Raw genomic sequence first — 22,667 nt, 5'->3', positions numbered from 1 at the left:
CGCGAGCTATGGGCTATGCGCTGACTCGGGCTTGCAGATAGCTGCTGAGCAGCCGTACGTCCTTGGACGTATTCTGCAGGCTGTTCCAGTTGGGCTGATGGTCATCTCCGAAGTTCCACTTCCCCGTGGTCCAGGCCACGTGCTCTTCCAGCCCACGCAGAATGGCACGAACGTCATCCCAGTCGACCTTGTCGACCGGGACATCCGCAGTGAGCCGGTCCATGACGAAGCCCATCGCCTGGATGCCCACCCCATGGGTCAGCCTGGACTCCTTCGGGGGCTTCCCCCACGCCTCGCGGAAGATACTTGCCACTGGCGTCCAGAAGGCCATCAGATGGGCCAGCATCCGCTCCTCGTCCCCGGTGCCATCGGTGGCGTTGCGGTACTGGTACAAGGCGCCCTCGTAGATGCTGTGCTCCAGCATCTTCAGAACGCTGTTGTCCTTGATGTCTCCGGTCGGGGATGTGGGACTGCTGATCCTTCCGCTGAAGGGACCGTCCCCCATATTCAGGTGCACCATGAGCCTCGCGGCGAGTGCCCTGCGCGCGAGAGAGCGCGGCAGTTGGCCGGTGGTCTCGGGCAGAAGCTCGTACACCAGTCCCTTGGGGAGCGGCTTGGTGGAGTTGACCAGGATGAACTGCGACCGCTGCTCTTCCTGCCCGGACGCGATGAAGCCCACGGCAGCGACAGGGAACTCAGCGAGGTCAGCATCCCTGATGGCGGCGCTGCGCTGCTGTCCGTCCACGAGCCAGGCCGGCTTCTCGTCGTCGGCCAGTGACTCGTCGACCGGGATGATCAGCTCGCCCGGGATGGAGTACTTCACATCGCCACTACGGACCGCTGGTTCGAACCTCACCCGCTCGTCGAATGCGAGGACCACGGCGTTAGGGAGCATCGCTCCCTCGGACTCGAGGTAGCGGCGGATTGAGCGGATGTGGCTGAGGACCTCGGGCCGCTGGTACCCCTGCAACCGCTTCTGGTCATCACGGCGGATGCGCGACACGGCGGCGAAGTCATGCAGTTTCTTGCCGTCGACGGCGAAGCAGTAGATCTCCTTGGTGCCTTGGAGGATCTTGAGGGCGGGTAGCTTCAGCTCGTAGCGGTCGGCCACATCAACTCCTGTTGGGTTACTTTGGATGTTATGCGCGTTCTGGGTGATTATGTGAACGACAGCTTGCGCATCTTTGCTTCGAGTACCGTCATGTTATGGAATCCGCGGCGCTTGTTACGCTCAGACCCACGGAATATGACCATCTCGATCTTGTGTTCCCGGCAGAGGTCGCATGTGCAGTGCTTCCATGGCCTGTCAGCCAGCGTGGCGCCGTATCGCTTCAGTTGGTTGTCCAACTGCTTCAGCTTCTTGGCGTCGCCGAGGAGCACCTGGTAGCGGCGCAAGGCATCCAAGACCTCTGAGGCATCCACCAAATCCTTGTCGTAATCACGCAGCAATTGAAGGCACTCTCGCTCGGCCTTGATTGCTGCGGATTGGGATACGAGGCCGGCTAGGATCAATCGCTTGAGAGCTGGATTTCCGTCGACCTGCGGAACGCGAATCGCCGTGTAGGCCGTATCCGCGGTGTGATAGTTGTTGCGCTCATCCATAAAGGCCTGACGGAAAGCGGAAGTGCTATCAAAGCTTTCTACGTGGAGTTTTGCGAAATCTTGCATGCTGTCGACGCGAGTGATTCCGAGGAGATGGAGGTCAACTCCTTGTTCGCGAACTTTCGCAATCTTCTTGAGGCATTCCACGATCTCGGGCGTCTTCAGTGGAACCATGCCGCCTAGGGCGATTCGCTTATAGCCCATTCTCTGAAGTCGAGCAACGCTGTCGGCGTAGCTGTCCGGGCTCCATCCCTGGGCTGCACCGACCGGTTCGATCTTGTCGTCTTCTTCGAGGATCTTGGAATTGCGCGATCTGACACCAGAAATGAATTCTTCAGCCAACTCCAGTGAGATCTCACGTCTCTTTACCCATGCAGGATTTGCATCATCTTCGGTGAGTTCGGGATCATATCCGAAGATTACGTGGTCGATGCTGATCCCGGAGTTGAACTTGCAGCCGATATAGAAGTCGAGTACCTGATCAACCGTGTAGGGTGGGCGTTCTTCGTCGATGTAGTTGAAGGCTCCGCAGTCTCCAAGACTGCTCATCGTCTTGGGGAGCCTGAAGAAGTCCCGCACGCCAAGCCGATAGAGCCGTTCACGCTGCGGTGCGCTGTACTTACCCGCCCCCTTGACGGATCCGTCGACAATGGCCTTGCTGACCAGGATGCCGTCATACGGTGCCGGCTTCACAGCCTGATGGGCATAGAAATCGTCCCGTTGCCGGACGCGAAAAGGAGAATACTCGTCATTGAGGAAGTCATAGCTCGGACTGACCTGGTCCTGGCTGTCCGGAAAGTAGAACCTCACGCTGCGCCCGTCCTTGCCTTCTGGTAAACGCGAATCAGGTAATTTGACAGGATGTTGATGTGCTTTGTGATGTTCTCCAATTCGTTCCAGGCGTAGTTAATCTCGGGCCAGCGCCCCTTGGTCCAGCGGCAGTAGGGTTCGACCAGAGCCAATTCGGCCATGACCTTGCTGTAGGCATCGTCCGAGTTGATGTCTACTTCAAACATCACTCGCTCCATGACGCGGTCCATGAGCTGCCCCATTGACCGAATGCCGACGCCGTGCATCAGTCGGCTCTTGTTGGGGGAGATTCCCCAGGCGTCCGGAAAGGTGTCCCGCACGGCCGTCCAGTAAACGACAAGGATCTTGCGAATAGTGCTCGTATCGATGGTTCCGCTGGACAAATCCTTATAAGGGAAGAGCACCCCGGAAGGCGACAATGACGCAGTGATCGCCTGAAGTAGGCTGTTGTCCTTAACGACAGTCTCAGATTTCCTGCTAGCTGTCGTCGACGCTTGTTTGATAAGGCCCTTAAAGGGTGAGTCGCCATCCTGGCTTAGTGCATTCACCAAGATCGCCGGAAGCTTTCGAGACGAGAGTTTGGTGGGTAGCTGAGTGTTCACTTCCGGCAGGAGTTCGGAAACCAGGTCGCTGGGAAGCGGCGACACTGTGTTCACCCGCAAAAATTGCTCGCGCTGGACATGCACATCTTCGGAAACGAAGCCGGCCACTGTGATAGGCAACTTGGAATTCCGAGTACGCGCAAGGGCCAGGCTCCGCTGCTGGCCATCAACGATCAGAGCTGGACGTGGAGCCTCGCGTGACTCTGGCAGCGGGATCTCAAGCATCCCAATGGTTGCAAGGCCGTCGCTAGGGTTCGGGCCACGGCTTCCCCTGAAACGCACTGAGGAAGGAAGCGCGAGGATGAGTCCGTTCGGAAACAGCACCTCGTCCCCATCCAGATACTCCAAGATCTGCTTTACGTGCTGCTTTTTCTCAGGTCGCTGGTAGCCGAGGAGCTTTCCGGCTTCATCGCGAGAGATCCGCGCAACGTCGGCTACGAGGTCGACTTCTCCGGCTTCCAATGCAAAGAGGTACAAAGGGATGCCGGGGTGCTGATTGATGCGCAGAGCTCTGCGCGTGATGAGGTTCTCGGTCACTGATCCCCCATGGTTCGCTTGAACAAGCTGGCAAACCTGCTCTGTTCACATGCTCGGCCGCTGTCGCGCAAGATCCGCAACAGCCGTGTCCGTGAGACCCTCGGTTGAGTTCCCATCTCATGCCTGATGAAGGCGATGACCTGTGCATCGGTCATGGGCTGACGATTGAGTTGTTCCGGCTTCGGTACAGCCGACGCCCACTCGTGCCAGGCAGAACTGGTGGCCTCAGAGGTCAGTCGACTGTCTTCGCAGTGCTGGAGCCAGGAGGCAGCCATGCGCACATTGAGGCTCGTAAGTGTTCCGCCGAGCGCGGGTCGCAGCCCTGCATCGGAGGCGACTCTTCGGATGCCGGGAATTCCTTCGATACCGCCTACCAGCAGTGCCTCGCTCGCAACGGCACCCAGAGCTCGGAGTTCTGCTTCCATGGCTTTCGCGTAGACCTCAGACAGAACCATCAATATTGGTCCGTTTTTTCCGAGTTCCTGCAATGTTGTGCGACCTTGTTCCTCTTGAAGGTGCATCCACCACTGGGCGCTTCCGTCCGCAGAGGTGGCCACCGAGTCAGCGTGTCGCGTGCTGAATGTCGCCGCGTATGCCGGGGCCGACTCGGATGCTGGCCGAAGACCGAGGCCTGCGGACGCGACCCATAGCCGTGCGTCGAAACCAGCCTTGGCGGCCGTAGCGACGAGGTGACGCGACTGCGTCCAGTGGTCGCCGCAGTAGAGCCTGTCGAGTGGCTGGGTAGCGGAGGCGTCTGCGACGCGCCTCTTCCAGATGGTCGAGCGTTCCTCCGCGGTCCCAACTGGCAGTGACCTTGCGTGCAGTGAGGCTTCCGGCGCCACAGCCTTACGGTCAGTGCATGTGACCACAAGTGAAAGTTGCCTCACGCGGCTCGGCTCCCGACGCTCATAACTACCAGTCTGTTGTCGTTACTCTACCTGTCACTTTTCGCGTAGGCTGCCGCAGTACACACGGAGCTAACTAGGAGCAGGCATGGCGGAGCGTCCCGCGATCGTTCTACTGAGTGGCGGACTGGACTCAACGACCGTTCTGGCGATCGCCAAGGACCAGGGCTACACGCCGTACGCGCTGAGCTTCCGCTACGGGCAGCGGCACAGCGTGGAGCTTGAGGCCGCGAAGCGCGTGGCTGAGGCGCAGGGGGTCGCTCGGCACGTCATCGCGGACATCGACCTGCGAGTTTTCGGCGGATCCGCGCTCACGTCGGACATCGACGTTCCGAAGCACGAGTCTCTGGACGACGCTGGCGCCAGGGACACCGGCAGCAGTGTCCCTGTTACGTACGTCCCGGCACGCAACACGATCTTCCTCTCCTTCGCCCTCGCCTATGCGGAGACGGTTGGGACGAGCGACATCTTCACCGGAGTGACCGCGGTCGACTACAGCGGCTACCCGGACTGCCGCCCCGAGTACATGGAGGCCTACGAGCGCATGGCCAACCTGGCCACCCGCGCCGGGGTCGAGAGCACGCAGAGTCTCAAGCTCCACTCGCCGCTCATCGCCATGTCGAAGGCCGACATCGTCCGCGAGGGCCTGCGCCTCGGCGTGGACTACTCCCTCACCTCCTCTTGCTACGACCCGGACGAGCAGGGGCGGGCATGCGGACATTGCGAGACCTGCCTGCTCCGCCTCAAGGGCTTCGCCGAGGCCTGCGTCACCGACCCCGTGCAGTACCAGGGCGCGTGAGAATGACCTACCTGGTCAAGGAGATCTTCTACACCCTGCAAGGCGAAGGGAGTCACGCCGGCCGTCCAGCCGTATTCTGCCGCTTCTCCCGGTGCAACTTGTGGACGGGCCTGGAGAAGGATCGTCACCGTGCGATCTGCCAGTTCTGCGACACAGATTTCGTCGGAACCGACGGGGAAGGTGGCGGCCGGTTCAGCACCCCGGACGACCTTGCTCGAGCCGTCGAGCAGGCGTGGCCGTCGTCGTCCAGAGAGCACCGCTTCGTGGTATGCACCGGCGGCGAGCCCCTCCTACAACTCGACGAAGCGGCGATCGACGCGCTGCACGCCCGAGGCTTCGAGGTAGCCGTCGAGACGAACGGCACCCGCGTACCGCCGAACGGCATCGACTGGATTTGCGTCAGCCCCAAGATCGGATCCGAACTGATCGTGACCAGCGGAGACGAACTGAAGCTCGTCTACCCTCAGTTGGGTGGCGACCCCCGTCAGTTCGAGCACCTGGACTTCCAGTACTTCCGGCTCCAGCCCATGGACGGCCCGGACGCTGAAGCCAACACCACGGCGACGGTCGACTACTGCATGAAGAACCCGCGCTGGATCCTCTCTCTCCAGACGCACAAGTACCTGGGAATTGAGTAATGGAAATCTTCCGCGAGTTCACCTTCGAGGCTGCGCACCGCCTGCCCAACGTGCCCGAGGGTCACAAGTGTCAGCGCCTGCACGGCCACTCCTACAAGGTCATCGTCCACGTCGAGGCTCCCGTCGACCCTGAGACGGGCTGGGTCATGGACTTCGGCGACCTCAAGAAGGCCTTCAAGCCCCTCGAAGCACGGCTCGACCACTACTACCTCAACGACATCGAAGGCCTGGGGAACCCGACGAGCGAAGTTCTTGCCCGCTGGATCTGGGAGCGACTGAAGCCGACCCTGCCCGACCTTTCTGCGCTCACCGTTCGCGAGACGTGCACGTCCGGCTGCACCTATCGGGGCGAGTGAGCGATGCACGACATCCAGAACGAGACTGACACCCGCGGCATCGAGATCGACGGCGTTGGCATCAGCGGCTTGCGCTACCCGCTGTACTTCGAGGACGGCCACCTCCGCCAGGAGGGGATTGCCGAGATCGAAGTGACCGTGCGGCTCCAGCATGACCGCCGTGGCACCCACATGAGCCGCATGGTGGCTCTTGCCCACGAGCACCTTCGCCGGTTCGACCCGCGCAGGCTGCCGCACGTGCTGAAAGTCGGTGCGGACCTCCTGGATGCACCGGAGCTCGCAGTGTCGGTAGCCATCCCGCTGAGCACGACGGTGATCGCGCCTGCGACTGGCGCCGAGTCGTTTCAGGTCCACGATGTCCGGTTCGACGGCCGCTGGGACGACGGAGACACGACAGTGATCACGTCGGTTACCACCGAGGTCACCAGTCTGTGCCCGTGCTCGAAAGCGATCTCTGACTACGGCGCCCACAACCAGCGCAGCCGTGTCATGCTGTCCGTGACCGGGCACGGGGACACCCCCTATCCTTTTGGGGTGCAGCAGGCCGTACGACTCTTGGAACGCTGTGCGTCCGCGCCCGTCGTGCCCTTGGTAAAGCGTCCAGATGAACGTGTGCTGACGATGCAGGCGTACGACCACCCTGTGTTCGTCGAAGACATTGCCCGCGAAGTCAGCCACGTCTGCCGCGAGCGGGGTCTTCGTCACTCGGTGAGGGTCTGCAACCTAGAAAGCATCCATAGTCACGACGCCATCGCATACATCGCTGGCTGAGCCCCGCACTCAATCCAGGGCGTGCCACATGGCCTGCTCCGGTCGGGGCTTGCCTTGACGGAACCGTGGAATGATGTGGCTGACCTGCACCTTCGCACGCCCGTGGGGGTAAGCCCAGCCAAACGGTCCGGGATAGCAACAGGGCGGTGCCTCGGCCTCGGACTCTACGAAACTCGGAGCAGCTCACTGTGGGGCGATACCGTCCCTCTCGGTGACGACATTTGGATCACCGGCAACCATGTTCAGTCCGCAGCCGCCGCCTTGAAGACCGTCGGCGCGCGTCGCGTGGCGGTCGTCGTTCTCGGCCGCTACCTTAACCCCTCGCACCGCGACATCGGCGAGGTCGAGCGGGCCCGGCTGCGCCGCTTTTCCTGGGACGTGTACCCGCTGCGGAACTGGTCTCATTCTTGAGGGAAGAGAAAGTGGCACCAGGGCCGACGGGTGCCTGCGGGTGGTTCAGCTGTCCAGAGTGATCGGTCCGTCAGGAATCCAGCGATCCACGTATCCCCCGACGAGTAGTGGGGGTTTGGTCGGAAGATCGGCGTCTCCGGCAGGTGCGCGAGTGGATGCCAACTCCCGTCGTGGGTCAGTGAGCTGATGTCCGGTGCGGACAGTCTGAGGATGACGATCGCGTACAGGTGGAGTTCCGCCTCGACCATCACGGAGATGCGGCCGGTGACGGTTCCGCGTGTCATCGTGGGAAGCGCGGTGTGACACCGCCTCCACTGTTTGAGTGCCTTGGTCTCGGTAAGGCAGGCTGAGACGGGCCACTGCAGTGGCGTCAGGCGATGTGCCCAGCGCGTTTGCGCAGGAACACCGCCCGGCCGTCGTGGGAGAGCAGCACGATCAGGCTGCGGCGGATGCGTGGTACTCGGAAGGCCATGGTGCCCACGTTGATCAACAGTGGCGGCCTGGGCACAGGGGATGAGGCGTTGTGGGGAAGCGCTGAGCGACAGCAACCGCCGTCAACCGGACTGTGGCCGGCTGTGCTGCTGACCAGCAGCTATTCGCTGAACGTTCCCGAATCGGGAGCCGACCATTTCCGAAGCCTCTGCGACCACCCCGCTGGCCTGCACCGATGGAGTTTTCTGCAAGCCCCACGAAGGCGGGGCTAGCGTGAAACCTTGCGCGCATCTCGCTGACGAGTCACGGCCAGGTCTCTTGATCAAGCCCTGAGCGATTTGGGGGTAGGCCGCTACGTCGTAGGGTCACGCGGAGCCCGCGTGGTACGGCGCAGCGCCCGCCAGAGCGCTCGATCCACAGGGTACCGGATCGGGGCTCGGGCGGGCGCTGGTGTGGAGGAGCTGGGTGGGAGGGGAGCGGCCGTAGAGGTGAGACGTCCGTTCCACAGGGAGGCGTCGAGGTGTTGTGAGTGATCCGCGTCCGCGTCGCTGGGGTAGGGGTGGACCAGCTGATGGGTGCGGGTGAATTCCGGAATCTGCTGCACGTGCTCGGCGCAGTCGAAGCCGCCGCGCTCCTCGTCGCTTTCACCGGGTGGCCGTTCTCCCTTTCGGCTGGTCGTTCCGACAGTGACACTGTGCTCTTGAACGTGGTACCAGCGGAATGTCCGGGACCCGCGTCGTTCCGTCCGCGTAGTGGAATTTCTTCGCGGGTTCAAGAATTCTTCCGTTGATCGGTGTCACGGCACACGGTTGGAGCGAGGGTGACGATGCCGCTAGTTTCCACAGCCGAAGAAGTAGACGCGTGGCTGGCAGAAGCCGGATGGCATCCGGGACGCGACGTCGGGGAGGAGGCGGCGTCCGAAGCGGTCGCGGCCGTGGTCGGGCGATACCGTTCGTACGGCGTGGACATCGAGCCTTCCGCACCTGCCTTCGCTTTCATCCGCGAGCACGCGTTCCTTCGAGCCGTCATCGACACCGTTCCGGAGAACTTCGCGATATTCACGCCGCATCTCGTCTTCAAGGGAGACGCCGAGGAGATCTCCGAGCTGGCCGGGGATCTCGACACGAAACTCTTTCCTGTCGGATATGACACGTACGACGGCTCCACCGTACTCATGGACGAAACCGGTCGGTTCTTCTTTTCGCACCACACCGGGGCGTACTATCTCGGCCGCGAAAAGTACGAGGCATTGATCCGCCTGATGAGCAGTGAGATGGAAGATGCGGAGGACTATTTCGTCTGACCTCGTTCCCGGATGTCGAGCGGGCATTGCGCGCATTCCACGGACTGCGGGGATTCAAGCAGGGGTTCAAGCGGGGACTCAAGCGGGGGTTCGAGCAGGCGGAGCGATGAGTTCTGGGCGGCCTGGCAGTCGTTCGTTGTGGTGGCGCGTACGTGCGCCTCATTCGGATGCGAGAAGGGGAGAGCGGACATGCTGCTCAGGAACAAGACCGCTGTGATCTATGGCGGCAGTGGGGCCGTCGGGGGCGCCGTGGCACGGACCTTCGCGCGCGAGGGGGCGCGGGTCTTTCTCGTCGCCCGTACCGCCGGGCCGCTGGAGGATGTGGCGTCCGGGATCAGGGCCGAGGGCGGCGCCGTCGAGACCGCCGTCCTGGACGCGCTCGACGAGAGAGCCGTGGACGCGCATGCCGACGATGTCGCCGAGCGGGCGGGCGGCATCGATGTCTCGTTCAATCTGATCTCGCACAACGATGTGCAGGGCACCCCGCTCGCCGACATGGCGCTCGCGGATTTCGAACAGCCCGTCGTGACCGCCCTGCGGACGAACTTCCTGACCGCGCGCGCCGCCGCCCGCCATATGAAGCCGCGCCGTTCCGGAGTGATCCTCGTGTTCGGGGGGTACGGCGATCCCACGCCCGAGTTCAGTCTGGGCGGGCTCCAGGTCGCCTTTCAGGCGCTCGACTCGCTGCGACGCCAACTGGCCTGTGAGCTGGGTCCGTTCGGGATCCGGGCGTTGACGCTCCAGACCGCGGGCATCGCGGAGACGCTTCCCGCCGGCTTCGACGGGCGCGAGGCCATCGTCCACGACATCGAGCGGCGCACGATGCTGAAGCGCGCCGCGACGCTGGAGGACGTCGGGAACGTGGCCGCCTTCGCCGCCTCCGACCGTGCCCGCTCCATGACCGCGACCGCTCTCAACATCACCTGCGGGACGCAGGTGGACTGATGAACGGCCGCGCATGCCCGCCGGGGACGCGCTGCGCGGCGGACGGGGGCGGCCCGGGTCGACTCCATCCAGCCGGTGGAGTAGCGTCGCCCTCGTACTGAGCTGGCGCTTGGAAAGATTCCCGAGGTGCCCGTGTCGCACATGCTCACCGCGCCCGGGGCGCCCTTCGCCGTCGTACGCGCCGAGAACGGCTCGCTCGTCTACGCCGAAGGGCCGCGCACCCTGCGTGAGTTCGTCGAGCCGACCTGGATCTTCGGCGATCAGCCGTTCCTGGTGGCGGAGGACCGGACGTATACGTACGGGGAGTTCTTCGCCGCGGCCTCCGCCCTCGCCAACCGGTTCGTCGAGACGTACGGGCTGCGCCCCGGCGACCGCGCCGCCATCGCCATGCGCAACCATCCCGAGTGGCAGATCGCCTTCTGGGCCGCCCAGTTGGCGGGGCTGATCGCCGTACCGCTCAACGCCTGGTGGACCGAGGACGAGTTCACGTACGCGCTGGACGACTGCGCGCCGCGCGTGCTGCTCGTGGACGGCGAGCGGCTGCCGCGCGTCAGCCGATGGGCCGAGAGGCGGGGGGAGCGCGAAGGCGGGCGCGAGCCGGTGCGGATCGTCGTCTTCCACTCCGACGGCTCCGACAGCTCCGACGGTGCGGTTGGTGCGGTCGGTGCGGTCGGTGCAGTCGGCGTCGGCGTGGAGCGGTACGAGGAACTCCCCGCCCCCGATCCCGCCGCCGCGCCCCCCGACATCGAGGTGCGCCCCGAGGACGATGCCACCATCATCTACACATCGGGGACGACGGGACGGCCTAAAGGCGCCGTCGCCACCCATCTCGCACAGGCGGGCGCGGCCATGAACCCGCGCTTCCAGGCCGCCGCCTCCGCCCTCGGGCGCGGGCAGCTGCCCGGCCAGGGGCCCGCGCCCATCACGCTCATGACGTTCCCGTTCTTCCACGTCGCGGCGTTCACCAGCCTCTATTCGGCGATGGCCGTCGGCGGCACGCTCGTCCTGATGCCGAAGTGGGACGCGCGACGGGCCCTGGAACTGATTCACGAGCACGGGGTGACGCACTACGCGGGCGTCCCGACCACCGCGCTCCAGCTGCTGGACGAGGCGACGGCCGGGAACGACCCGCTGGAATCCCTCGTCATGCTCGCCACCGGCGGAGCCGCCGCGCCGCCCGATCTGATCGCCCGGCTCACGGCCAGCTACGGGGAGCGCATCGAAGCGCGTAACGGTTACGGTCTGACGGAGACCTCCGGCGGCGTGCTCGCCAACTTCGGCGCCGACTACCGGCGGTTCCCGGCGAGCGTGGGACGTCCGACGCCGGTCACCGAGGTGCGGATCGCGGACCCGGCCGGCGAGACCCTGCCCGAGGGGACGGTCGGGGAACTGTGGCTGCGCGGCCAGTCGCTCGTGCGCGGCTACTGGCGGGACGAGGCGTCGAGCGCGCGGGCGTTCTCCCGCGACGGCTGGTTCAGGACGGGTGACCTCGCGGTCGTACGGGATGACGGGCGCGTCAGCATCGTGGACCGGCTCAAGGACATGATCGTCCGCGGCGGCGAGAACGTGTACTGCGTCGAGGTCGAGGACGTACTCCACGCCCATCCGGACGTCGTCGACGCCGCCGTGCTCGGCGTCCCCCACCCCGTGCTCGGCGAGGAGGTCGCGGCGGTGGTGCGGGTCAGGCCGGGGGCCGGGACGGACGCCGGGGAACTGCGGGCCCATGTCGGCCGTCGGCTCGCCGCGTTCAAGGTGCCGGCGCATGTGCTCGTGGGGGAGGAGCCGCTGCCGCGCAACCCGACCGGCAAGATCCTCAAGCGTGAGCTGCGGGACCCGGTTGTGGAGCACATCCGTGCACGCGAGGAATGACGCACACGCGCGAGGAATGACGGGAAGAGCGTGCGCGGGAACCGCCCGGAGACGCTCAGGGCCGCTTCCCCTGACGCTCAGAACCGCTTCACCCTGACCTTGAAACTTCCGTCCGACTCCTGCTCCAGCACCGAGATCCGGATGCCGTTCTCCTGGTCGGTGAAGGTCTGACCCGGCCGGTACGGCGCGTCCGACAGCTCCGCGTGCACATTGGGCCTGCGCGTACAGCCGCCGCTGTTCGGCTTGGCGTCCGCGACGGTGATCGGGCCGCGGCCCGTGTCGACCCCCGAGTCCACGCGGTAGATCAGGACACCCGGTTCGCAGACCGCCTCGTCATTGCCCTCGCGCGTCCGTACCTCCACCGCGTACCCCGACTCCTTGGAGATCGGTACGAACGCCAGCTTCGGCCCGCCCGTGGTGGCCAGCGGACCGAGCACATGGTCGCTGATGCCCGCACCGGACGCGCAGCGGATCTGTTCGTCGTCGAGCCAGCCGAGCTTCCACTTGTGCCAGCCCAGCAGATCGTTGTTGGCGCCCCAGTCCTCGGACATGATGTCCCAGTGCCCGACCGAGCCGCCGCCGTCCATCGTGTAGAGATCGGGCAGTCCGAAGACATGGCCGTTCTCGTGCGGGAGCACCCGGTAGCCGGTCTCGGCGTACGACCCGGAGCCGTCGTCCTGGCGGCTGTAGACGAACGACGTGTTGGAGAGCGGGGCGCCGTCGGCGTGCGGGGCGTCCGCGTTGCCGGAGAAGGTGACGGACAGGACGGTGTCCAGCGCCGAGGGGCCCGCGTTGGGCGTGACCAACACGTTGACCAGGTCGTACGCGCTGAAGTCCACTTCCGGGTCGGCCACGGCCACGATGTCGTCGACCAGCTTCCGGTAGCCCGGCTCGTACGGTGACCCGCGCGCGATCCCGTACTCCGCGAAGGACAGCGGCATCCGTACCCAGTCCCGCAGCGGGGCCTCGGGACGGTAGTCGAGCCGCCCGTACGAACTGGTTCTGAACCACTGCGACGTCTTCGGGAAGAATTCGGAGAGCCGGTCGAGCGCCTTCCCCGTGCCCGGCGCGTCCGGAAAGTCGATCATGAGGTTGAGAGCGCGGATCTTGCCCGTGGAACGGGAGTAACCGGCCGGGGTGGGCAGGCCCTCCGACATCTGTACGGCGGCGTTCGCGGTGATACGGCACGGCCCGAGGGCGGAGCCCATCGCCAGTCCGGGGCCCCCTGAGGTGGGGGCGGTGGCGTGGAGGGACGAACCCGCCGTGGTCAGGGCGGCGAGGGTGAGCGCGGTGAGGCCGGCGATGGCGGTGAGCCGGCGGGGGCACTTGGTACGCCTGAGGCGGCCAGCGGGCCGGGGGCGTCGGGCGTCGGCCGCGCTGTCGGTGTGTCCGGCCGCCCCGGTGCTTCCGGTGCTTCCGGTGCCGTTCGCGCCTCCAGGGCCACCGGGGAGTCCAGGGCCTCCAGGGCCACTAGGGCCTCCAGGGCCTCCAGCGCCTTCCGTGTCCTCCGCGCCGTCTGCTTCTGCTTCTGCTTCTTCTGCTTCTTCGGTGTCTTTGCTGGCTCCGGTGGCTCCGGCGCTGTCGCCGGCTCCGCGTATCTGACGCCTCTGCTGCATGCGGTCGCCCTTTACGTCCGCGGCAGTCGGCCGTACTGACTGCGCTGTTCGATCACCCTGCGTCGGTCGGCGTGTCGGCGCTCGCTGGGTGCGCCGATCGTGGGTTCCTGACACCGAATGGAGCAGAGTGACCCAGCTCACATGTTTGAGTGAAATAACCGGGGATGGCTTCCCCGTTTGCACGTGTGGTTCTGGGAAACGGGGAGGCGATCCCCGCTTGCGACCTACGAGCTACGACGTCGCACTACGACGATGTGTGAGACGTATGGCGACGTATGACGATGAATGACGACGTACTGACTACGACCGAGGGAAGGGTCCGACGTGACCGCCACCGCAGCTGAAACCCCGGCGCGCCGAGCACCCCGTCCGCGCGCGGACGCTCTGCGCAACCGGGAGCGGATCGTGGCGGCGGCCCGTGAGATGTTCGTGGAGTACGGGGCCGACGCCCCGCTCGACGAGATCGCCCGTCGCGCCGGTATCGGCAATGCCACGCTCTACCGGCACTTCGCCGACCGGTACGCCCTCGTTCACGCGGTAGTGCGCTCCGTCATGGAGAGTGTCGCCGACCAGGCGGACCGTATCGCCGCGGAGGAGCCCGACCCGTTCATCGCACTGCGCCGCTTCGTGCACGCGGCGGCCGACGAACGAGTCGGGGCGCTCTGTCCGATGCTGTCCGCCGCGTTCGACAGGGAACGTCCCGATCTGGACGCCCAGCGTGTGCGTCTGGAGACGGTCGTAGAGGGGCTCATGGAACGGGCGCGTCAGGCCGGGCGGTTGCGTACGGATGTCGCCGTCGGCGATCTGATGGTCGCGCTGTCCCAGCTCACCCGCCCACTGCCCGGCACCGGCTGCCTGGATATGGACCGGTTCACCCACCGGCATATCCAACTGTTCCTCGATGGCCTGGAAGCACCCGCCAGGTCCGAACTCGTCGGCTCGGCCGCGACTCTGGAGGATCTGCGCCGCGCCGCTCCGTGACGCGCCCTTGAACCAACGCACCGGCCAGGCCCGCGAACCCCGGCGGCCAGGCCCCCACCGTCCCAGTAGCCCATCCCGTGACCGAGGCGGCTCCGGCAGTTCAGCTGTTCCGGCAAGCCCCAGTGGTCACGCCCAGTTCAGAGGTCCGCCGGCGCATGTCCGTGCCCGTGCCCGCGGCCTGCGGCTCGTTCTCCAGCGGCCGCACCGAGACTCCGTCGACTCCATGACTTCGTAGGTCACGCAGCGTCGCGTGCGCTTACGTACGTTTTCGCCTTTACGCATCCTTAGGTGGATACCTCCATGTCAAAAACAGCCGAATCGCGGCTCCCCGATCCGGGGGCCACGGCCGCCGACCCCAGCCGCTGGAAGGCGCTGGTGTTCATCGCCCTCGCGCAGCTGATGGTCGTACTCGACGCGACGATCGTGAACATCGCGCTGCCCTCCGCCCAGCAGGACCTGGGCATATCGGACGGCAACAAGCAGTGGGTCATCACGGCCTACGCCCTCGCCTTCGGTGGTCTGCTCCTCTTCGGCGGTCGTATCGCCGACCTGTGGGGCCGTAAGCGCACGTTCGTCACCGGCCTCATCGGCTTCGCCGCCGCGTCCGCCATCGGCGGCGCCGCCAACAGCGAGGGGCTGCTGCTCGGCGCCCGCGCGCTCCAGGGTGTCTTCGGCGCGCTGCTCGCGCCCGCCGCTCTGTCGCTGCTCGCCGTGACCTTCACCGATGCCAAGGAGCGGGCCAAGGCCTTCGGCATCTTCGGGGCGATCGCCGGTGGCGGTGGCGCCGTGGGTCTGATCCTCGGTGGATTCCTCACCGAGTACCTGGACTGGCGCTGGACGTTCTTCGTCAACATCCCGTTCGCGATCGTCGCCGCCCTGGGCGCGTACTTCGTGATCCGCGAGCCCGCGGCCGGCCGCAACCGCTCCGCGCTGGACATCCCCGGCGTCGTGCTCTCCACGCTGGGCCTGGTCTCGCTGGTGTACGGCTTCACCCGCGCCGAGTCCGACGGCTGGAGCGACGCGACGACGATCTCGCTCTTCGTCGCCGCCGCGGTCCTGCTGGCCACGTTCGTGGCCGTCGAGTCGAGGGTCAAGGCCCCGCTGCTGCCGCTGCGCGTGGTGACCAACCGCAACCGCGCCGGTGTCTACCTCTCGCTGGGTCTCGCCATCATCGGCATGTTCGGTCTGTTCCTCTTCCTGACGTACTACCTCCAGGTCGTCGAGGGGTACTCGCCGGTCAAGACGGGCTTCGCCTTCATGCCGATGATCGTGGGCATGATCACGGGCTCGACCCAGATCGGTGCCCGGCTGATGACCCGGGTGGCGCCCCGCTATCTGATGGGCCCCGGCTTCCTGGTCGCCTCCGTCGGCATGCTCCTGCTGACCCAGCTGGAGATCGGCTCCTCGTACACCGGCCTGATCCTGCCGGCGGAGCTGCTGCTCGGCCTCGGTATGGGTACGGCGTTCATGCCGGCCATGGCGCTCGCCACGCACGGCATCGAGCCGCGTGACGCGGGTGTCGCCTCGGCGATGGTGAATACCTCGCAGCAGGTGGGCGGCGCGATCGGTACGGCGCTGCTGAACACGATCGCGGCCTCGGCCACGACCGCGTACGTCGCCTCCCACGCGGCGACGGCCACCAACGCGCAGCTGTTGCAGCTCCAGGCCCTGGTGGCCGGCTTCTCCAGCGCGATCTGGTGGGCGGTCGGCATCCTGCTGGTCGCCGCGGCGATCGCCGTGACCCTCATCAACACGGGCCGTCCCGGCACTTCGCCGGTCGCCTCGGGTGCCGAGGGCGTGGAGGACGAGATCAAGATGCCGGTGGCGATGCACTGACGGTCGCTGCTCCACGGTACGGAAACGCCCCGGTGCCGCCGCGATTCAGCGGTGGTACCGGGGCGGATTCGTACCGTGGTCCGTGCCCGTGGTCCGTACCCGTAGTTCGTACACGTGGTTCGTACACGCGGGACGTAGCGACTCCTGCGGGACGTACGTCAGCGGCGCCAGGGCAGATCCGCGCCCGTGCCCTCCGGCTGGAGCCCTTCCGCCATCACCCGCATGATCTCGCCGAGCTGTCCGACCTGCTCGGGGCTGAGCCGGTCGAAGATCGCCTGGCGTACGGCGGCGACATGGCCCGGCGCCGACTTCTCCAGGACCTCGTTTCCCAGGTCCGTCAGGAACGCGTTCTGTCCGCGCTTGTCGGAGGGACAGTCCTCGCGCTGCACCCAGCCGTGCTGCTCCAGCCGCGCGATCGCGTGTGACAGCCGTGACCTGGTGATTTTGGCGTCTTTGGCCAGTTGGGTCATCCGCATCCGGCGCCGCGGAGCGCGTGCGAGATGCACGAGGAGGGCGTAGTAGATGTGCGGCATTCCGGCGTCGCGCTGGAGCTGGCGGTCGAGATGGTCCTCCAGCAGCGTGGTCGCCTGGAGATACGCCTGCCAGACGCGCTGCTCATCGCCGCTGAGCCAGCGAGGCTCCTCGCCCGTACCGGCGTCGTTGCCGGTGGATGCCGTGGTCATGTGTTCCACTCTACCCATTCTTGAAAGTTAAACTAGGTTCGGTTAGGATTATCGGCGAATACTTGATAGTTCAAGTAGAAGTCGCGGTGGGAACAGCGGGATCCGTGAACAGAGAGATCCACGGACAGGGGCAGGCCAACAGACCGGGAGTCGCCATGAACGCCGTCGCCGAGCGCATGCCGGCCCTCTACCTCTCCCACGGGGCCCCGCCGCTGGCCGATGACCCGGTCTGGCCGGGCGAACTGGCCGCCTGGTCCGTGACGCTGCCCCGCCCCAAGGCGATCCTGATGGTCTCCGCGCACTGGGAAGAAGCCCCGCTCGCGCTCGGCGCGACCGAGACCGTGCCGCTGGTGTACGACTTCTGGGGCTTCCCCGAGCACTATTACGCGGTGCGGTACGCGGCGCCGGGGGCGCCCGAGCTGGCCGACTCCGTACGGAAGCTGCTGCGCGGCGCCGGAACGCCGATGCAGGACGTGCCGGACCGTGGGCTCGATCACGGCGCGTATGTGCCCCTGGTGGAGATGTTCCCGGAGGCTGATATTCCGGTGCTCCAGGTCTCCATGCCCACGCTCGACCCGCAGAGGCTGCTGGAGATCGGGCGCAAGCTGGCGCCGCTGCGGGATGAGGGCGTACTGATCGTCGGCAGTGGCTTCTTCACCCACAATCTGGCCGCGCTGCGGCACGCGGGCGGCGCGGTGCCCGGCTGGTCGGCGGAGTTCGACGACTGGGGTACGCGGGCGCTGCGGGCGCGGGACGTCGATGCCCTGCTCGACTTCGAGCACAAGGCCCCGGCCGGCCGGCTGGCCCACCCCCGTACTGAGCACTTCGCGCCACTCTTCGTGACGCTGGGTGCGTCGGAGGGCGAGCTGGAGAGCTGCCGGAGCGTGATCGACGGCTTCTGGATGGGCCTGGCGAAGAGGTCGGTGCAGTTCGGCTGATGGTGTGGTTCTGCTGATGGTGTGGTTTGGCTGATGGTGTGGTTCGGCTGACGGTGCGGTTTGGCTGCCGGTCCGGCCGGCCCGGTCTGCGCTGAGCAACCAAAGACAGGCGCGAGCCGTCTTCAGGGATGTGGGGTTACAGGGATCCGCAGGGGTATCCGCAGGGATATGGGGCGACCGGGGCCCGGTCCGGATCCCGGCCCTCACCCCTGCTCTGACCTGCGCTTCTGGCCCTCCCCGCAGCGCCGGCGAAGCCGTCGTGGCGGCACAGGGTACTGCATGATCACAAAATCCATGTACGGCATGGGAATTCTGTCCGGATTCCAGTCGTTGTTTCCTTCGGATGCAGGGCACCCGCAAGGGTGTCGCGACCTACTCAGTTCAGTAAGGGAGCTCGCATGGCAACCCGTGCCGTCGCCCGTCGTACCGCCTCTGGCGGGACGAAAGCGGCAAGCAGTGTTCGCGCTGTAGGCGGGGAGATCGCCGACCGCGACCTGGTCGGCATGTACCTCGACGAGATCGCGCGTACGCCGCTGCTCGACGCCGAAAAGGAAGTCGAGCTGTCCCAGACCATCGAGGCCGGAGTCTACGCCCGGCAGATCCTCGACGGCGAGGTGAAGAGCGAGGCGGGTGGCGCTTCGCACGAAGAGCTCGAGGCGCTGGTCGCCGCGGGCGAGCGTGCGAAGGACGTCTTCATCCGCTCGAACCTCCGCCTGGTGGTCGCCGTGGCGCGGCGTTACCCGCGCAGCGGTCTGCCCCTGCTGGATCTGATCCAGGAGGGCAACGCCGGCCTGGTGCGTGCCGTGGAGAAGTTCGACTACGCCAAGGGCTTCAAGTTCTCCACGTACGCGACGTGGTGGATCCGCCAGGCCATCACGCGGTCCATAGCGGACCAGTCCCGGACGATCCGGCTGCCGGTCCACCTGGTGGAGGAGCTGGGCAGGATCCGGCGCGTTCAGCGGGAGTTCAACCGTGAGAACGGACGGGATCCGGAGCCCGAAGAGGTGGCCGCGGAGCTGGGGTCGAACCCGGCGCGGATCAACGACGTACTGGACTGGGCGCGTGACCCGGTAAGTCTGAACATGTCGGTGGACGACGACGGGGACACGCAGTTCGGTGATCTGCTGGAGGACACCTCCGCGGTATCGCCCGAGCAGTCCGTGCTCACGCTGCTCCGCAGTGAGGAGCTGGAGGACCTGATCGGCAAGCTCGACCAGCGCACGGCCTCGATCATCAGGATGCGGTACGGCATCGAGGACGGCCGCGAGCGCACGCTCACCGAGGTGGGCAAGCAGCACGGCCTGACCCGCGAGCGGATACGGCAGATCGAGAAGCACGCGCTGATGGAGCTGAAAAAGATGGCTCGTGACACAGGTTTCGACGCGGCGGCGTGACGTCGCCGTTCTGTAGCCGTAGTGTCCCCCTTACTCGTACTGTCTCTCCGAGCGGTACGTACGGGCCGATACGTCGGCCCCCGAGAGCGAGCCCCGGCACCAACCCCCCCCAGGTGCCGGGGCTCACCTCTGTCCGGGGCGGGTTGGAGAGGGCTCTTACGGTGTCTCTCCCGGGGCGGTCGGGCCGGTCGGGGAAGCCGGGGAAGCCGGGGCGGTCGGTCCCGAGAGGGTCGGTTCGGAGACGGTCGGGGAGGCCGGGGCGGTCGGGGAAGCAGGGGCGGCCGGGGCAGCAGAGACGGCTGGGGCAGCAGGGATGGCTGGGGCAGTCGGGGCCGTCGCCCGGGTGATCCTCGCCCCCAGTTCCCGCAGGTAGTCCGTCAGCCGGTCCGGCCGGTGCACCGTGAACTCGCAGTCCAGCAGCGCGAGCCGGAGTGCCAGCCACTCCATCGAGTCGTTGACCGAGGTGCGCAGGCGGCAGGAGTCCGGGCCGGTGGCTTCGGGCGTGCCGAGATGGGCCGGGAGCCGCGCCGCCACGAATCCCGCGGGCGCCAGGAAGGTCACGTCCACCTCCATCGCCGGCTGCATCCGGGACATCGACCGGCTCAGGAACTTCGCCGCGTCCCCGGTCGGCAGCTCGCGCGGGCGGAATCGCGCGCCGGTGGCGAAGGGCTCGCTGACCCGGTCGACCCGGAACGTACGCCAGTCCTCGCGCCCGAGGTCGTACGCCACGAGATACCAGCGCCGGCCGGTGGAGACGAGACGGTACGGCTCGACCTGGCGCTTCGTCTCCGTACCGTCGCCCGAGCGATAGCCGAACCGCAGCCGCTCGGTGCCGGTGACCGCTGAGGCCATCACCGTCAGAGTGCGCGGATCGATGGTGGCGCCGTCGCCCTGGGTGAGCGGGATCGTCGCGGCCTGGAGTGTGGAGACGCGATGCCGCAGCCGGGAGGGCAGCACCTGCTCCAGCTTGGCGAGGGCCCGTACGGAGGCCTCCTCGACGCCCTCGATGGCATGGCCCGCCCCGGCCCGGAGCCCGACGGCGATGGCGACGGCCTCCTCGTCGTCCAGGAGCAGCGGCGGCATGGCGGTGCCGGCGACGAGCCGGTAGCCGCCCACCGCGCCCATGGTCGCTTCGACGGGGTAGCCGAGGGCGCGCAGCCGGTCGATGTCGCGGCGGATGGTGCGCGGGCTGACGTCGAGCCGCTCGGCCAGCTCACTGCCCGGCCACTCGCGCGGAGTCTGGAGGAGGGAGAGCAGACTGAGGAGCCGTGCCGGGGTGTCGGTCATGGATCCATGGTGCGCGCCATCTAGGACATGGACTGGCCTAGATGGTCTCTAGCTTCCTCGGCATGAGTTCTTCGCCCGCTTCTTCTCCGCCTTCTCCGCCTTCTCCGTCATCTCTGCCATCTCAGCCTTCTTCGCCGTCTTCTCTGTCTCCCTCGACCTCGACCCCTGTGGCTGTTCTGGACAAGGCGGCCGAGTCCCATCCCGGCGCTTCGGACAGTGGCCCGGCCGTCGGCGGCGGGACGGTCTCCGCGCCCGCCGGAGACCGTCGTCGCTGGCTGGCCCTGGCCATCGTCATGACCGCCGCGTTCATGGACCTGGTCGACGTCACGATCGTCAATATCGCCATCCCGAGCATCGAGCGGGATCTGGGTGCCTCATTCGGGGCCATCCAGTGGATCACCGCCGGATACGCTCTCGCCTTCGCCGCCGGACTGATCACAGGCGGTCGGCTCGGCGATATATACGGCCGCAAGCGTCTCTTCCTGATCGGTATCAGCGGCTTCACGATCGCCTCCGCGCTCTGCGGATTCGCCGCGACCCCGGAGATCCTGGCCGGCTCACGGCTGCTCCAGGGGGCGATGGCGGCGCTGATGGTGCCGCAGGTGCTCGCGATCATCCATGTCACCTTCCCGGCGCACGAACGCGGCAAGGTCTTCGGGATGTTCGGCGCGATCGTCGGCCTCGGCGCCGTCTCGGGACCGCTGCTCGGCGCGCTGCTGACGCAGTGGAACATCGCCGGGCTGGAGTGGCGGCCCATCTTCCTGATCAATCTGCCGGTCGGGATCGCGGGCGTACTGCTCGGCCGGAAGTTCATCACCGAGTCCAAGGCGCCCAAGGCGCTCCGGCTCGACCTGATCGGCGTGGTGCTGGTGACCGTCGCCCTGCTGATGCTGATCTACCCGCTCACGCGCGGGCGCGAGCTGGGCTGGCCGCTGTGGGGCCATCTCTGCATGGCGGGGAGCGTGCTGGTGTTCGCGGGCTTCGTGGCGTACGAGAAGCGGAAGACGCGCAAGGACGGTTCGCCGCTCGTCGAACTGTCGCTGTTCAGGGTGAAGAGTTTCGCCGCGGGCATCACCGTGCAGCTGACCTTCGGGATCGTTCTGGGCATCTTCTTCCTGGTCTGGACGCTCTATATGCAGATCGGTCTCGGCTGGAGCCCCTTGCGGGCGGGGCTCACGGGAGTGCCGTTCTCGCTCGCGGTCTCGGTCGCGGCGGGGCTGTCCGTACAGAAGCTGGTGCCGCGCTTCGGCCGGAAGGTGCTCCAGACCGGTGCGCTGACGATGGCCACGGGGCTGCTCGTCTACATCTGGGAAGCCGGGCGGTACGGAACGGACATCCACGCCTGGCAGATGGCGCTGCCGCTGACGGTGATGGGGCTCGGCATGGGACTGATCGTCGCGCCGCTGACGGACGCGGTGCTGTCCGGAGTGCCGCGCGAGCACGCGGGCTCGGCGTCCGGTCTGATCAACACGACGCAGCAGATGGGCAGCGCACTTGGGCTCGGGCTGGTGTCGGTGGTGTTCTTCGGCGTGGTCGACGACCGCGTCGGCTCGGCGGCGGCCGGCTCCGCGGCGGTCGGCCCCGGGGCGGTCGGCATGGCTTTCGTGGACGGATTCCAGCACGCGATGTGGTGGGTGGTCGCGGTGCTCGTGGTGATCTTCGGGGTGATGTTCGCGCTGCCGGCGCGGCCGAAGCAGCATGTGGAGGAGTCGGCGGTGGAGGCCGCCTCGTAACAGGGGGCGACGGCGGCACAGGGTGACCCGCACTGGGGAGGCGTCAGGGTGCGGGTCACCGTCGTTCGCGTATCGCTGAGTTGAAGACCGAGTTGTTGAGGACCGAGCTGAGGGTCGAGCTGAGGACTGAGTTGAGGACCGAGCCGAAGACCGGGTGACGGCCGAATTGAAGACCGAGTGACGGCCGGGTGACGGCCGATCTGAAGACGGGGCCGAACA

General features: G+C 66.3%; 19 protein-coding genes. 12 read left to right on the top strand and 7 right to left on the bottom strand.

What is annotated here, in order from left to right; translation table 11 throughout:
• Positions 1-13: 13 nt before the first annotated feature.
• Genes dbpB (ACIOGX_RS19355) through ACIOGX_RS19340 form a run of 4 tightly spaced genes read right to left on the bottom strand, consistent with a single transcriptional unit; the run spans position 14 to position 4,108 of the window.
• Complete coding sequence (gene dbpB, locus ACIOGX_RS19355; protein ID WP_401914613.1) at positions 14-1,111, bottom strand: DGQHR domain-containing protein DpdB; 1,098 nt, start codon at positions 1,109-1,111, stop codon at positions 14-16.
• A 47-nt stretch (positions 1,112-1,158) separates the two neighbouring features.
• The gene (gene dpdA, locus ACIOGX_RS19350) at positions 1,159-2,412 is read right to left on the bottom strand and encodes a tRNA-guanine transglycosylase DpdA (RefSeq protein ID WP_401914610.1); all 1,254 of its coding nucleotides are present in this window, start codon (positions 2,410-2,412) and stop codon (positions 1,159-1,161) included.
• Positions 2,409-3,551, bottom strand: a complete 1,143-nt coding sequence (gene dbpB, locus ACIOGX_RS19345; protein WP_401914607.1) for a DGQHR domain-containing protein DpdB — start codon at positions 3,549-3,551, stop codon at positions 2,409-2,411. The genes dpdA and dbpB (ACIOGX_RS19345) overlap by 4 nt, the downstream gene beginning before the upstream one ends.
• Entirely contained in the window at positions 3,548-4,108 is a 561-nt protein-coding gene (locus tag ACIOGX_RS19340) for a hypothetical protein (protein ID WP_401914604.1), read from the bottom strand. The genes dbpB (ACIOGX_RS19345) and ACIOGX_RS19340 overlap by 4 nt, the downstream gene beginning before the upstream one ends.
• A gap of 436 nt (positions 4,109-4,544) precedes the next feature.
• Between ACIOGX_RS19340 and queC the strand changes: the two genes are divergently transcribed.
• The 7 genes from queC (at position 4,545) to ACIOGX_RS19305 (ending at position 11,980) form a co-directional block, all read left to right on the top strand.
• Positions 4,545-5,255 (top strand): 7-cyano-7-deazaguanine synthase QueC, encoded by a 711-nt coding sequence (gene queC / locus ACIOGX_RS19335; RefSeq protein WP_401914601.1) that lies wholly within the window; start codon positions 4,545-4,547, stop codon positions 5,253-5,255.
• A gap of 2 nt (positions 5,256-5,257) precedes the next feature.
• Positions 5,258-5,893, top strand: coding sequence for a 7-carboxy-7-deazaguanine synthase (gene queE, locus ACIOGX_RS19330; RefSeq protein ID WP_401914598.1), 636 nt, complete (start codon positions 5,258-5,260; stop codon positions 5,891-5,893).
• Positions 5,893-6,249: a 6-carboxytetrahydropterin synthase QueD gene (gene queD, locus ACIOGX_RS19325; RefSeq protein ID WP_066947680.1), complete on the top strand. Its 357-nt coding sequence runs from the start codon at positions 5,893-5,895 to the stop codon at positions 6,247-6,249. Before queE ends, queD begins: the two co-directional genes overlap by 1 nt.
• A gap of 3 nt (positions 6,250-6,252) precedes the next feature.
• Positions 6,253-7,020: a GTP cyclohydrolase I FolE2 gene (locus ACIOGX_RS19320; RefSeq protein WP_401914596.1), complete on the top strand. Its 768-nt coding sequence runs from the start codon at positions 6,253-6,255 to the stop codon at positions 7,018-7,020.
• Positions 7,021-8,689: 1,669 nt separating this feature from the next.
• Complete coding sequence (locus ACIOGX_RS19315; RefSeq protein ID WP_401915114.1) at positions 8,690-9,166, top strand: SUKH-3 domain-containing protein; 477 nt, start codon at positions 8,690-8,692, stop codon at positions 9,164-9,166.
• 189 nt (positions 9,167-9,355) lie between these two features.
• Positions 9,356-10,111 (top strand): SDR family oxidoreductase, encoded by a 756-nt coding sequence (locus tag ACIOGX_RS19310; protein ID WP_356512463.1) that lies wholly within the window; start codon positions 9,356-9,358, stop codon positions 10,109-10,111.
• Positions 10,112-10,252: 141 nt separating this feature from the next.
• Positions 10,253-11,980, top strand: coding sequence for a class I adenylate-forming enzyme family protein (locus ACIOGX_RS19305; RefSeq protein WP_401915112.1), 1,728 nt, complete (start codon positions 10,253-10,255; stop codon positions 11,978-11,980).
• A 77-nt stretch (positions 11,981-12,057) separates the two neighbouring features.
• Here the strand turns inward: ACIOGX_RS19305 and ACIOGX_RS19300 are convergent, their stop codons facing one another.
• Positions 12,058-13,284 carry a M6 family metalloprotease domain-containing protein gene (locus ACIOGX_RS19300; protein ID WP_356512855.1) on the bottom strand — a complete coding sequence of 409 codons (1,227 nt, stop codon included), beginning with the start codon at positions 13,282-13,284 and terminating at the stop codon, positions 12,058-12,060.
• A 636-nt stretch (positions 13,285-13,920) separates the two neighbouring features.
• Between ACIOGX_RS19300 and ACIOGX_RS19295 the strand changes: the two genes are divergently transcribed.
• Positions 13,921-14,577 (top strand): TetR/AcrR family transcriptional regulator, encoded by a 657-nt coding sequence (locus ACIOGX_RS19295; RefSeq protein WP_240045312.1) that lies wholly within the window; start codon positions 13,921-13,923, stop codon positions 14,575-14,577.
• A gap of 300 nt (positions 14,578-14,877) precedes the next feature.
• Positions 14,878-16,413 (top strand): MFS transporter, encoded by a 1,536-nt coding sequence (locus tag ACIOGX_RS19290; RefSeq protein ID WP_356512465.1) that lies wholly within the window; start codon positions 14,878-14,880, stop codon positions 16,411-16,413.
• Positions 16,414-16,571: 158 nt separating this feature from the next.
• Here ACIOGX_RS19290 and ACIOGX_RS19285 read toward each other — a convergent pair whose 3' ends face one another.
• A complete protein-coding gene (locus tag ACIOGX_RS19285; protein ID WP_383961484.1) occupies positions 16,572-17,105 on the bottom strand; it encodes a MarR family winged helix-turn-helix transcriptional regulator in 534 nt (177 codons plus the stop codon).
• A gap of 146 nt (positions 17,106-17,251) precedes the next feature.
• On the opposite strand from ACIOGX_RS19285, the gene ACIOGX_RS19280 reads away from it, so the two are divergent.
• Both ACIOGX_RS19280 and ACIOGX_RS19275 read left to right on the top strand, forming a co-directional pair.
• Positions 17,252-18,034, top strand: coding sequence for a dioxygenase (locus ACIOGX_RS19280; RefSeq protein ID WP_401914591.1), 783 nt, complete (start codon positions 17,252-17,254; stop codon positions 18,032-18,034).
• 398 nt (positions 18,035-18,432) lie between these two features.
• Positions 18,433-19,428, top strand: a complete 996-nt coding sequence (locus ACIOGX_RS19275; RefSeq protein ID WP_129766917.1) for an RNA polymerase sigma factor RpoD/SigA — start codon at positions 18,433-18,435, stop codon at positions 19,426-19,428.
• 156 nt (positions 19,429-19,584) lie between these two features.
• Here ACIOGX_RS19275 and ACIOGX_RS19270 read toward each other — a convergent pair whose 3' ends face one another.
• On the bottom strand, positions 19,585-20,715 hold the full coding sequence (locus tag ACIOGX_RS19270; protein WP_356512471.1) for a YafY family protein: 1,131 nt from the start codon (positions 20,713-20,715) through the stop codon (positions 19,585-19,587).
• A 293-nt stretch (positions 20,716-21,008) separates the two neighbouring features.
• On the opposite strand from ACIOGX_RS19270, the gene ACIOGX_RS19265 reads away from it, so the two are divergent.
• Positions 21,009-22,448: an MFS transporter gene (locus ACIOGX_RS19265; RefSeq protein ID WP_383961600.1), complete on the top strand. Its 1,440-nt coding sequence runs from the start codon at positions 21,009-21,011 to the stop codon at positions 22,446-22,448.
• Positions 22,449-22,667 lie beyond the last annotated feature (219 nt).

Origin of the sequence: Streptomyces sp. NPDC088147, from assembly GCF_044741565.1 — a bacterium.
Taxonomy (GTDB): domain Bacteria; phylum Actinomycetota; class Actinomycetes; order Streptomycetales; family Streptomycetaceae; genus Streptomyces.
Note: the sequence above shows the minus strand (reverse complement) of the source record. Positions and strands in the feature narration are given on the sequence as shown.